At 59.5% G+C, this 12,608-nt stretch carries 10 protein-coding genes; 5 read left to right on the top strand and 5 right to left on the bottom strand.

Annotation, left to right across the window (positions count from 1 at the left end; genetic code table 11):
• Positions 1-420: 420 nt before the first annotated feature.
• Together DJ564_RS07515 and DJ564_RS07510 are read left to right on the top strand one after the other, a co-directional pair.
• On the top strand, positions 421-621 hold the full coding sequence (locus tag DJ564_RS07515; protein ID WP_007935837.1) for a hypothetical protein: 201 nt from the start codon (positions 421-423) through the stop codon (positions 619-621).
• A gap of 377 nt (positions 622-998) precedes the next feature.
• Positions 999-2,474, top strand: a complete 1,476-nt coding sequence (locus DJ564_RS07510) for an inorganic phosphate transporter (protein WP_109628315.1) — start codon at positions 999-1,001, stop codon at positions 2,472-2,474.
• 703 nt (positions 2,475-3,177) lie between these two features.
• Here the strand turns inward: DJ564_RS07510 and ccoM are convergent.
• The 3 genes from ccoM to DJ564_RS07505 form a co-directional block, all read right to left on the bottom strand.
• On the bottom strand, positions 3,178-3,291 hold the full coding sequence (ccoM, locus tag DJ564_RS32640) for a cytochrome c oxidase subunit CcoM (RefSeq protein WP_010462558.1): 114 nt from the start codon (positions 3,289-3,291) through the stop codon (positions 3,178-3,180).
• A gap of 144 nt (positions 3,292-3,435) precedes the next feature.
• Entirely contained in the window at positions 3,436-3,597 is a 162-nt protein-coding gene (locus DJ564_RS32140) for a hypothetical protein (RefSeq protein WP_178082285.1), read from the bottom strand.
• Positions 3,598-3,669: 72 nt separating this feature from the next.
• A complete protein-coding gene (locus tag DJ564_RS07505; RefSeq protein ID WP_109628314.1) occupies positions 3,670-4,011 on the bottom strand; it encodes an aspartate-semialdehyde dehydrogenase in 342 nt (113 codons plus the stop codon).
• A 219-nt stretch (positions 4,012-4,230) separates the two neighbouring features.
• Here DJ564_RS07505 and rapA point away from each other — a divergent pair, with 219 nt between their 5' ends.
• Entirely contained in the window at positions 4,231-7,077 is a 2,847-nt protein-coding gene (gene rapA, locus DJ564_RS07500) for an RNA polymerase-associated protein RapA (RefSeq protein ID WP_109628313.1), read from the top strand.
• A 172-nt stretch (positions 7,078-7,249) separates the two neighbouring features.
• Here the strand turns inward: rapA and DJ564_RS07495 are convergent, their stop codons facing one another.
• Entirely contained in the window at positions 7,250-8,599 is a 1,350-nt protein-coding gene (locus tag DJ564_RS07495) for an MFS transporter (protein ID WP_109628312.1), read from the bottom strand.
• A 280-nt stretch (positions 8,600-8,879) separates the two neighbouring features.
• On the opposite strand from DJ564_RS07495, the gene DJ564_RS07490 reads away from it, so the two are divergent.
• Positions 8,880-9,245 carry a YkgJ family cysteine cluster protein gene (locus tag DJ564_RS07490; protein WP_109628311.1) on the top strand — a complete coding sequence of 122 codons (366 nt, stop codon included), beginning with the start codon at positions 8,880-8,882 and terminating at the stop codon, positions 9,243-9,245.
• Positions 9,246-9,376: 131 nt separating this feature from the next.
• Positions 9,377-11,659: a bifunctional diguanylate cyclase/phosphodiesterase gene (locus tag DJ564_RS07485; RefSeq protein ID WP_109628310.1), complete on the top strand. Its 2,283-nt coding sequence runs from the start codon at positions 9,377-9,379 to the stop codon at positions 11,657-11,659.
• Here DJ564_RS07485 and DJ564_RS07480 read toward each other — a convergent pair.
• Complete coding sequence (locus DJ564_RS07480; protein ID WP_162556181.1) at positions 11,550-12,446, bottom strand: NAD(P)-dependent oxidoreductase; 897 nt, start codon at positions 12,444-12,446, stop codon at positions 11,550-11,552. The genes DJ564_RS07485 and DJ564_RS07480 overlap by 110 nt on opposite strands.
• Between the last annotated feature and the right edge of the window lie 162 nt (positions 12,447-12,608).

The raw sequence follows: 12,608 nt of genomic DNA, 5'->3' as shown, positions 1-12,608 counted from the left end.
CATCACCCACCCCCTAGTTGTCGCTGAAAGTTGCGAGTAACAAAACAATCACACAGCTGGAACTACTTTTAACTCTCGAGAGATAGTGTTCTTCGGATCGACCGCTATAATGCACCTCAGTGACGAAGCGGTTTTTACGTGCCGATTCCGTCACTCGGCAGCCCGGTATCCTATCGTCGCTGTCTGCAGCAAGCGCTTGACGCTCATTTCATATGCTCCGCCAACGCGCTCGCTGGAACAGGTAACTGATGCTACGTCAGCTGTTTTTCTCTGGTGCCGTGGCCGCCTGCAACATGGAAGTATTGTTCACCCGCCGTAAAAACGATGCCTTTGTCAGGCATTGTCCTTTCGATGAGTGTGGTCAATAGATTCCTGCAGCGCGTTTCACCAGAATTTATCTCAACTCATACAGGTAGCACTGTGACGAAAGACGAACTGCGCGCGGAACTTGAGCGCCAGGAACAACGTTACAAGGAAGTTTACGGCGGGGAAGTCACCACCTACGCCGCTCAGCCCGAACCCGAACGCAAGCCTTGGCGTAAACGCGCCACCGTTCAGGATCAGGCATTCACCCAGGAATTGCAGAAGATGGAAAAGGAACTCAAAGCCGAAGAGCCATGACCTCCTCGGCCTGAATCCTTCCAAGGGTCTGCATTGGCACCCGTTAAAAGCGCGGTGTTCTGATGATGCCTTTCGCGCCCGCTACAAGCGGGCAGCGGCCACCTCACCCTGCGGATGAGGCAAAGGGCACATGCCTGACCCTCTTCTCAGATTTTTCACACAAGTGTTCAAGCCTCTCGAGTTCACGAGCGAAACCCTTGTGGCTGCGGCCTTTTCATCTGAATTCAATGACTTGCAAAACCCGGTAAAAACCTCGGGGATAAGCTATCGTCACAAACTAATTCATTGAAGAATGTTACCGATGAGCACCTAGTGCATCGATTAGCAGTCTTTTCTGGCATAATCGCGCCCCCTTATGACCGGGTCAGAAAACCTTCATGATCGATTTATTCAGCGGACTGGATGCTTGGGTGCTTGTGAGCCTCTTGCTCGCCCTGGCCTTTGTCCTCGCCTTCGAGTTCATCAACGGCTTTCATGACACCGCTAACGCGGTGGCCACCGTTATCTACACCAAAGCCATGCCGCCTCATCTGGCGGTGTTCTTTTCCGGTGTGTTCAACTTTCTCGGCGTGCTGCTGGGCGGTGTCGGCGTGGCGTATGCCATTGTCCACCTGCTGCCGGTAGAACTGCTGATCAATGTGAACACCGGTCACGGGCTGGCCATGGTGTTCTCGCTGCTCGCCGCCGCCATCACCTGGAACCTGGGCACCTGGTACTTCGGTATCCCGGCCTCCAGTTCCCATACGCTGATCGGTTCGATCCTCGGTGTCGGCCTGGCCAACGCGTTGATCAACGACATTCCGTTGGCCGATGGCGTGAACTGGCAGAAGGCGATCGATATCGGTGCTTCGCTGGTGTTCTCGCCGATGGCGGGTTTCCTGGTCGCAGCGCTGATTTTGATCGGCCTCAAGTGGTGGCGCCCCCTGTCGAAGATGCACAAGACACCGGAACAGCGCCGCAAGATCGATGACAAGAAACACCCGCCGTTCTGGAACCGACTGGTCCTGGTGATCTCGGCCATGGCCGTGAGCTTCGTGCACGGTTCCAACGATGGCCAGAAAGGTATCGGCCTGATCATGCTGGTGCTGATCGGCATCGTTCCAGCACAGTTCGTACTCGACCTGGGCAGCACGACCTACCAGATCGAACGGACTCGCGATGCGACCCTGCACCTGAGCCAGTTCTACAAGCGCAACGCCGACACCCTGGGCGAATACCTGGCCCTGGGCAAAAGCGTCGAAGGCGATCTGCCGGAGAAATTCCGTTGCAACCCGCAACAGACCGAACCGACCATCACCGCCCTCCTCGGCACCCTTAAAGGTGTAGCGGATTACCACTCGCTGTCGCCGGATAGCCGCATCGAAGTGCGTCGCTACCTGCTCTGCCTGGACGATACGGCGAAGAAAGTCGGCAAGCTGCCTGGCCTCGCTGCCCGTGAAAAGGCTGACCTGGACAAACTGCGCAAAGACCTGACCACCACCACCGAATACGCCCCGTTCTGGGTGATTCTGGCGGTCGCCCTGGCCCTCGGCCTGGGTACTATGGTCGGCTGGAAGCGCGTAGTGCTGACCATCGGCGAGAAGATCGGCAAGCAGGGCATGACTTACTCCCAAGGCATGTCGGCACAGATCACTACCGCGAGCCTGATCGGCATGGCCAACATCTTCAGCCTGCCGGTCTCGACTACCCACGTCCTGTCCTCAGGCGTCGCCGGCACCATGGTTGCCAACAAAAGCGGCCTGCAAGGCGGCACTGTGCGGACCATCCTGCTGGCTTGGGTCCTGACCCTGCCAGCGACAGTGGCCTTGTCGGCCGGCCTGTTCTGGCTGGCGTCGAAGGCACTGGGCAGCTGATACATTGCTGCGACAGAGAGGCGCGTTCCGTGAGGTTCGCGCCTTTTTTATGGTCTGAACTTTGGCATTGCCGGTCTGTTGAAAGAGATTGGTTGGCCCAGAGGACACCTTCGCGAGCAAGCCCGCTCCTACAGTGGGACGGTGTACATCTGCAAGAAATTGGTCGGCTGTCAGGCCGCCATCGCAGGCAAGCCAACTCCCACAGGAATCGGCGTGTACCGCTCGCTTCTCACCACTCATCAGGCCGAGCGTTAGCTCGCCTGCAGCTCTTGATCTTGATCTACCCGCCCCGTCGGGAGGCTGAGTGGAGGCGTTCATCTGGGGGTGGGCGCGGAGCGCCGTGCGGCGAAGCCGCACACATCGAGAGGAGGTTGAAGCGAAGCCAACCGGAGGCGATGCCCCCAGATGAATGCCGGAGCGAAGGAACGCCGAGCCCAGGCGAGGGGCCGGACGTTGGGGCGAAGACCTTTGCTTCCTTTGGGGCGTTTGCCAAAGGGAGTCGCTGTAAGAGCGAAACCATAAGTGGCCGTTACCGCAGGAATGGATATGTACACCTGAAAAAGATAAGTCGGCTGTCAGGCCGCCATCGCTGGCAAGCCAGCTCCCACAGGGTTCTTCATTGTCAGTGAGATTTTCGTGGGCAAAAAAAAGGGCAACCGAAGTTGCCCAAAATGCCTTGCGTGCTCATTACATCCAGAAAGAACTACGGCTTACGCTTATGCGAATCTTTCCAGATAAAAAACCCAAACCCTGCAAAAAACAGAACCATGAGGCCGACTGTCAGCACTCCGGCGATCACCACGTTGTCGAAAAACATGACGGCTCTCCTGCACTTGCCCTGTTGCGATAGGGCTAAGTTAACCAATCAGGCAGAAGAGAAAGTTGACCAGGATCAATGTCGCCCGAGACAGGGCGTAAAGGAGGGGAAATAACTGACCTGCATCAACCGATGCAGGGTGATTCAACGCTTTTTCGGCTTGTTCTTCGATTTCTTCTTGGCTTTACCCAACGGCATCGCCTGTTCAAACGCCTGGCGCACTTCATTCAGACGCTTTTCATTAAGGTCATGAACCCGCTTGGCGCGTTCAGAATTAAGATCAATCAGCTTGTCGTCTTGGCTCATGGTGCTCAATACATCGAATGGCAGGTTTGTCGTAATAATGAGGTCTGACGGCAGCGCTGACCAGCCACCCCCTCAAATCTCAATATCGACCCACAACCCCTGACGCGGCTGATCTTCCATCAACGGCGCCACCGGTACGGTGTTGTCAGCATTCAATTCGGTCCCGGGAATCGCCAGATGCTCCTCCGGATCCTCATCAGCCTCACGTCGACGCCGTTCCCGCTCCTGCTTGCGCCGCTGTTCCTCGCGCAACTGAAAAGCCGCTTCCTCGGGATCGCGTTGTTTCAGGTCAATGGTGCTTTCATTGGAGCTTTCCTGCACCGGCACGACAGGCGGAATATCCGGGCGCTGGCGGATCGGGTCCTGCTGTGACGTGATAGGCACGGCACTCAAGGGGAGCATCGGTGGCAGCATAATAATTTAGTCTCCTGTCAGCAGGCTGTCGGCTGCGGGGATGGCGACTTGAGCCATCGGTCGCAAACTGTGACCGGTTTGGCACCGATTGGTGCCGCGACCGGCAAGCATCGCATCGTTGGACTAACGTAAGACTGCGAGTTTTTATGAGAGTCCTTTGGCCCTGAAGCCCTCATTCCGTTAAGATAGCCCGCTTTTTCAAGGTGGGAGTCAGGCAGCATGGCGCAGCAGTATCAACCGGGGCAACGCTGGATCAGTGACAGCGAAGCCGAGCTGGGTTTAGGCACCGTTCTGGCACAGGACGGCCGCTTGTTGACCGTGCTCTATCCGGCCACTGGCGAGACTCGCCAGTACGCGCTACGGAATGCGCCCCTCACCCGCGTGCGTTTCTCGCCGGGCGACTCCATCACTCACTTCGAAGGCTGGAAACTGACCGTCCAGGAAGTCGACGACGTCGACGGCCTGTTGGTCTACCACGGCCTCAACGCGCAAAACGAAGTGGTTACCCTGCCGGAAACCCAGCTGTCGAACTTCATTCAGTTCCGTCTGGCCAGCGACCGTCTGTTCGCCGGACAGATCGACCCACTGGCGTGGTTCTCCCTGCGCTACAACACCCTTGAACACACCAGCCGCCAGTTGCAATCCTCGCTCTGGGGCTTGGGCGGCGTGCGTGCGCAACCGATCGCGCATCAGCTGCACATCGCCCGTGAAGTCGCCGACCGCATTGCGCCGCGAGTACTGCTGGCCGACGAAGTGGGCTTGGGCAAAACCATCGAAGCCGGCCTGGTGATCCATCGCCAACTGCTCTCGGGCCGCGCCAACCGCGTACTGATCCTGGTGCCGGAGAACCTGCAGCACCAGTGGCTGGTCGAGATGCGCCGTCGCTTCAACCTGCAAGTCGCGCTGTTCGACGAAGAACGCTTCATCGAAAGCGATGCTGCCAACCCGTTCGAAGACACCCAACTCGCGCTGGTTGCGCTTGAGTGGCTGGTGGACGACGAGAAAGCCCAGGACGCGCTGTTCGCTGCCGGCTGGGACCTGCTGGTGGTCGACGAAGCGCACCATTTGGTGTGGCACGAAGAGAAGGCCAGCCCTGAATACACGCTGGTCGAGCAACTGGCCGAAGTCATTCCCGGTGTATTGCTGCTGACCGCGACCCCGGAGCAACTGGGCCAGGACAGCCACTTCGCGCGCTTGCGCCTGCTTGACCCGAACCGTTTCCATGACCTGCACGCCTTCCGCGCCGAGAGCGAAAACTATCGCCCTGTGGCCGAAGCCGTTCAGGAGCTGCTGGACAAGGGGCGCCTGTCGCCGGAAGCACACAAGACCATCCACGGTTTCCTCGGCAACGAAGGCGAAGCGCTGCTGGCCGCCGTGAACGATGGCGACATTGAGGCCAGCGCCCGTCTGGTGCGCGAACTGCTGGACCGCCACGGCACCGGCCGCGTGCTGTTCCGTAACACCCGCGCTGCCGTGCAGGGTTTCCCGGAGCGCAAACTGCACCCGTACCCGCTGCCGTGCCCGGATGAATACCTCGAACTGCCGCTGGGCGATCACGCCGAGCTGTACCCGGAAGTCAGCTTTCAGGCCCAGCCGGACGCCAACGAAGAAGAACGCTGGTGGAAATTCGACCCGCGCGTCGAGTGGCTGATCGATCAGCTGAAAATGCTCAAGCGCACCAAAGTTCTGGTGATCTGCGCCCACGCCGAAACCGCCATGGACCTGGAAGACGCCCTGCGCGTGCGTTCCGGTATTCCGGCCACGGTCTTCCACGAAGGCATGAACATCCTTGAGCGTGACCGCGCCGCCGCCTATTTCGCCGACGAAGAATTTGGTGCGCAAGTGCTGATCTGCTCGGAAATCGGCAGTGAGGGTCGCAACTTCCAGTTCTCGCACCACTTGGTGCTGTTCGATCTGCCGTCGCACCCGGACCTGCTGGAACAGCGGATCGGTCGTCTGGACCGGATCGGTCAGAAGCACATCATCGAACTGCACGTGCCGTACCTGGAAACCAGCCCGCAAGAGCGCCTGTTCCAGTGGTACCACGAAGCACTGAACGCTTTCCTCAACACCTGCCCGACCGGCAACGCCTTGCAGCATCAGTTCGGCTCGCGTCTGTTGCCACTGCTGGAAAACGCCGATGACGGCGAGTGGCAAGCGCTGATCGACGAAGCCCGCGCCGAGCGTGAGCGTCTGGAAGCCGAGCTGCACACCGGCCGTGACCGCTTGCTGGAACTCAACTCCGGCGGTGCTGGCGAAGGTGATGCACTGGTCGAGGACATCCTCGAGCAGGACGATCAGTTCGCCCTGCCGATCTACATGGAAACCCTGTTCGACGCTTTCGGCATCGACAGCGAAGACCATTCGGAAAACGCCCTGATCCTCAAGCCGAGCGAAAAAATGCTCGACGCCAGTTTCCCGCTGGGCGACGACGAAGGCGTGACCATCACCTACGACCGTAACCAGGCGCTGTCTCGCGAAGACATGCAGTTCATCACTTGGGAACATCCGATGGTGCAGGGCGGCATGGACCTGGTCCTGTCCGGCTCAATGGGCAACACCGCCGTGGCGCTGATCAAGAACAAGGCGCTGAAACCTGGCACCGTGTTGCTGGAACTGCTCTACGTCAGCGAAGTGGTTGCGCCGCGCTCGCTGCAACTGGGCCGCTACCTGCCGCCGGCCGCTCTGCGCTGCCTGCTCGACACCACTGGCAATGACCTGTCGGCCCGGGTGTCGTTCGAGACCTTGAACGACCAGTTGGAAAGCGTGCCCCGTGCCAGCGCCAACAAGTTCATCCAGGCTCAGCGCGATCAACTGACGCCACGGATCAACGCCGGCGAAGAGAAAATCTTCCCGCGTCACGCCGAGCGCGTTGCCGAGGCGAAGCGTCGTCTGGCAGCGGATACCGACGAAGAGCTGGCGCGTTTGACCGCACTGCAAGCGGTCAACCCGACCGTGCGCGACAGTGAGCTGGTTGCCCTGCGCCAACAGCGCGAGCAAGGTTTGGCCATGCTCGACAAGGCTGCGCTGCGACTGGAAGCGATTCGGGTGCTGGTGGCGGGTTAACCCCCCTGCTCCACCGCTGAAAACAAGAAGGCCCGCAGTGATGCGGGCCTTTTTTATTGCCTGAAATTTGATGCAGTGATACTGATGGCCGCATCGCTAGCAGGCTAGCTCCCACAGGGGATTTGTTAACGCTGTAGATCCAATGTGGGAGCCAGCCTGCTGGCGATAGCGATTATGCAGTCGCCACTGCAACATCAGGCTCACCCACAGCGACCAACCCGTCCTTCATCCGCTTGGCATCCCGAACAAAACACCGCGAAGCCAGGAACAGAAACACCATGGTGAAAAACAGCGCCACGGGGATCAAATACATCGCGTCATGCAGCCCGACAGCCTTGAACGCCTCGGTCATCTGCTCGGCGCCGGCCGCGGCCATCGCTGTGTGTGCGAAGTGGTCGGACAAACCACCCACCACTACCGGCCCCAAACCACCACCCAGCAAGTACAACCCGGCAAAGAACAACGCCATCGCCGTGGCCCGCAAGCGTGGTTCGACCACGTCCTGAATCGCCGTGTAAACGCAGGTATAGAAGTTGTATGCGAACAGCCAGCCCAGACTGAACACCGCGACGAACACGCCGATTTCGATCCGCCCGGCATGTAACGCCCACGCGGTACAAACGGTCGAAATGATCAGGCTGAACGCGGCAAACAGCAGCCGCCCATTGGCCACCCGCTGGTGAATCTTGTCGGCGACCCAGCCGCCGAGCGTCAACCCGAACAACCCGGTCACGCCGACGATCACCCCGGTCGCCACTGCCGCTTCCTGCAATGGCATCAGGAAGTAACGCTGCAGCATCGGCACCAGAAACGAGTTGCAGGCGTAGGTGGCAAAGTTGAAACACAGCCCCGCCATCACCAGCCACAGGAAAGTCGGCACCGCCAGCACGCGGCGGATCGGCCGGTCAATGCGTTCCTGGGAGACTTGCACGCTCTCCGCGGCGCCGCGTTTCGGCTCCTTGATGAAGAACATGAAGATCGCCAGGATCAGCCCCGGCACCGCCGCAATAAAGAACGGCGCCCGCCAGCTGTCAAACGCCTTGACCATTGCACCAATGGTGAAGAAAGCCAGCAACAAGCCCAGCGGCAGGCCGAGCATGAAAATGCCCATCGCCCGGGCGCGACGATGAGCCGGAAACAGGTCGCCAATCAGCGAGTTGGCGGCCGGTGCGTAACTGGCTTCGCCGATGCCGACGCCCATGCGCACGATCAGGAACGCCCAGAAACTGCCCACCAGCCCGTTGACCGCCGTCAGACCGCTCCACGCCGCCAGGCCCCAACCCATCAGCTTGCTGCGCGAACCGGTGTCGGCCATACGCCCAAGAGGAAGGCCGGCAATGGCGTAAACGATGGTGAATGCAGTGCCGATGATGCCCAGCTGAAAGTCGCTGAGGTGCCATTCCATGCGGATCGGTTCGATGATGATGGCCGGGATGGTACGATCGAAAAAGTTGAACAGGTTGGCCAGGAACAGCAGGAACAGAATGCGCCAGGCATTCGCCGCTTGGGTCGAGTTCTGCATGGGTCCGTCTCTTTTATTGTTATTGGGGCTTCGCTGTCCCCGGAACCTCCAATCTAGACAGGCCCGCCAGAGCTGTCTGTAATTATTCGTAATGCTGATACCAACCCATGGCGCAACACCCGTTCCCACATTGGATTTGCGGTGCGAATGAGGTGGGTGTTTCACCGCCATTGGTCGCATAAAAAATACTTTTTCACCCCCTTCCCAAGTCCTGCGCGAAGCCTAGAATAGCGGCCTTGCCAGCCCCACCAATCCCCCCATCCCTCTTTGATTATCGCCCATGTCCGAAGCCAGTCCGTGTCTGAATTGCGGTGCCTGCTGTTCTCATTTTCGCGTGTCTTTTTTCTGGGGTGAATGCACCTCGGCGGGGGGAACGGTGCCCGACGAGCTAGTCGCGCCCATCAGCCCCAGCCGGGTGGCCATGCTGGGCACGGACTGCAAACCCACTCGCTGCATCGGGCTGGTTGGCGAAGTCGGCAGCACTGTGCAGTGCTCGATTTACGACAAGCGTTCCAGCACCTGCCGGGAATTCGACGCCTCCTGGGCCAATGGCGAGGCGAACGTGGATTGCGATGCGGCACGGGCAGCGTTCGGATTGCCGGCCCTGCAACCGGAATTCGAGTTCCCTTATGAGCAGATCGCCTGATTCCTGACGCCCGTAATTTCAAAATCATCAGAAGCAATGTGCCACTACCGTTTGCACTCTTTGTATGACCTCTATACTCCAACACATTCGCCAGGGTTAATGGTGTCGGCTGGATAAATACGGGGCGTCCGATGGAGTGGCCTGCTTTATATTTTACGAACCAACTGCCAGAGACCGGCCAGGTCATACTCAATTGCGTCCATAACCCCTTTCTGGTGTTGCTCGCTTACGTGGTCGCCTGTGCGACCGGCTTCGCCACGCTGGACATTACCGAACGGGTCGGCCATGCCGAAAAACCCGCGTCCCAACGGCTCTGGCGCTGGGTCGGTGCCGGGTGTCTGGCGGGCGGTATCTGGGCCATGCACTTCATCAGCATGCTGGCGTTCCAGGCGCCGATCGAAATAAGTTACCAGCTGCCCATCACCCTGATTTCGCTGTTATTTGCACTGACGGCCTCGTGGCTGGCGATGCATACCCTCAGCCATCCTCATGTGAGTTTCTGGCAAACCCTGCGGGCCGCAGTGTGGATCGGCCTGGGTATCGCGACCATGCACTACGTGGGCATGGCCGCTATGCAGTCGAATGCGACGGCTTATTACGACCCCACCCTGTTCGTCCTCTCCGTCGTGATCGCGATTGGCGCCAGCCTGGCGGCCCTGGTGATTTCCCGTCACCTGCGCGAAGGCAGCGGCGTCGCTCATCAACTGCTCAAATACACCGCCAGCCTGGTGCTCGGGGCCGGCATCGTCAGCATGCATTTCACTGGCATGGCAGCACTCAGCCTGGTGCTGCCCATCGATAGCGCCCAGCCGCTGCCCGGCGACAACAACCACCTGCAGCTGGGATTGACGGTGGCGATGATGACGTTACTGATCATTGGCAGCAGTATCAGCGCGGCACTCGCCGACAAGAAGCTGCAACACAAGGAAGGCGACCTGCAGCGGGTCAACACCTTGCTCGGCCAACTGGATCAGGCGCGCTTGTCGCTGCAACAGGTGGCGCACTCCGACGCACTGACCAACCTGATCAATCGTCGTGGCTTCAACCAGATTTTCGTTGAAAAACTGCTGGAGAAGACCAAGGAAGGCGGGATGCTGGCGGTGATGTTCCTCGACATCGACCACTTCAAGCGGATCAACGACAGCCTGGGCCATGATGCCGGCGACGAATTGCTCAAGGTCCTGGCCGGCCACATCAAGGATTCGGCACACAGCCACGACGATGTGGTGGCGCGCTTTGGCGGGGACGAGTTCTGCATCCTCATCGACCTGCGTGACCGTGAAGAAGCGCAGCAAATGGCCCAGCGCATCATGCTGAAAATGAAAGACCCCATCGAGCTGGCCGGGCGCAGCATGGTCATGACCACCAGCATCGGCATCAGCGTGTTTCCGCAGGACGGTACAACCTGCGAGGAACTGCTGAAAAACGCCGATCTGGCGCTTTATCAATCCAAAGGCAGCGGACGCAACGGGCTGCATTTTTTCAGTCCGCACATGAAAACCCGCGCCTCGCTGGAGCTGCAGCTAGAAGAAGAACTGCGGCACGCCCTGCGCAATGAAGACGGCTTGACTCTGTATTACCAACCGATCTACGACCTGAAAATCGGCCAGGTCACCAAACTCGAAGCGCGGATTCGCTGGCAACACCCGGTTCACGGGCTGTTGGCACCGGATCGATTCATTGCCATTGCCGAGGCCAACGGCCTGATCGCTGAACTGGACAACTGGGTATTGCTCAGGGCCTGCGGGGACCTTGCAGAACTGTCCCGTCAGGGGCGCGACGAACTCAAGATTGCCGTGAACTGCTCGCCGCTGAACCTTGCCCGTGAAGAACTGGCCGATGAAATCGAAAACGCCCTGCGCATCGCCGGGGTGGCGCCACAACGGCTGGAACTGGAAGTGACCGAAAACGCGCTGATGGGCAACCTCGCCAACACCCTGGTGCTGCTGAAGCAGATCCGTTCACTCGGTGTGTCGCTGTCGATCGACGACTTCGGCACCGGCTATTCATCCCTGGCCTACCTCAAGCGCCTGCCGCTGAACACACTGAAAATCGACCGCTCGTTCATTCAGGACGTCCCCAAGGCCACCCAGGACATGGAAATCGTCAACGCCATTATCATCATGGCCCACACCCTGCATTTGCAGGTCGTCAGCGAGGGCGTCGAGACGTCCGAGCAATATGATTTTCTCGAACGCCAGGGCTGCGACCTGGTTCAGGGCCACCTGTTCAGCCGTCCGGTGCCTCTGGCCGAGCTGCCTGCGGTACTGGACGAAATCAATCAGCGCAAACACTCACGCAGTGTCAGTTCTTTGAGCCTGGCGTGCGGTACAACTGCACTAACGTCGACGGATCCTTTTCCAAAAAGCCCTGCCCCCCATGCAGGCGCATCAGTTGTGCGGCCAATCCGCTGATCGGCGTGGCTGAACCTTGTTCGCGGGAGAATTGCACCGCAGTGTCGAGGTCTTTGAGCAGCGTGCGCACGTGCCACTTCACCGGCTCGAAACGGCTCTCGGCCATTTGCGGAGCGAGGATCTGCAACGGTTTTGAATCAGCGAAGCCTCCCGCCAGTGCCTCGGCGATCAGGCGGGCGTCGACCCCGGAGCGCTCGGCCAACGCCACCACTTCCGCAATCACCAGCGCATTGCAGGCAACGATCATCTGATTGCAGGCCTTGGTCACTTGCCCGGCGCCGACACCGCCCATGTGAGTTACCCGTTGACCGAGGTTCAGCAGCACCGGTCTGACTCGCTCCAGGTCTGGCGCTTCGCCGCCGACCATAATCGCCAGGCTGCCGGCCTCGGCACCGACGACTCCGCCGGACACCGGCGCGTCGAGCCAGCGCATGCCGCATTGGCTGACGAGCGCCGAGGCCATTTCCCGCGTCGCGGTCGGTTCCAGACTGGAAAAGTCCACCAGCAACTGGCCACCTTTAGCGCCCTCGGCAATGCCGGCCGGGCCGAAAACCACCTCGCGCACCACCGCCGTGTCCGCCAGGCACAGCATCACCACGTCGGCATGCCGAGCCAATTCGGCCGCTGTCGACACCTGCCGGGCGCCAGCTTCGACCAGCTGAGCGCACTTGGCCGGATTGCGATTCCAGACCGTCAGCGGATACCCCGCCGCCAACAGGCGACGGCACATGGGCAAGCCCATCAGGCCGATTCCAGCAAAACTCAACGAAGGTAGCGTTGACATCATTTAGCCTTCTTTTGATTAAAGATCGCCGAATATTGGCCGATTCATCATGACTAAGGAAAGGATTCCCCCGAGCGACGCTCAGGCTTTGTCCCTGTCGCTTGGGCAAAATACGCGCTGAATAAAGCCGCGAGTTCCTATTCCGTGAAGGTTCGACGACACCGT

The organism is Pseudomonas sp. 31-12 (assembly GCF_003151075.1).
Classification (GTDB): Bacteria; Pseudomonadota; Gammaproteobacteria; order Pseudomonadales; family Pseudomonadaceae; genus Aquipseudomonas.
The sequence above is the reverse complement of the archived record's forward strand: the minus strand, read 5'-3'. Positions and strand labels throughout refer to the sequence as shown.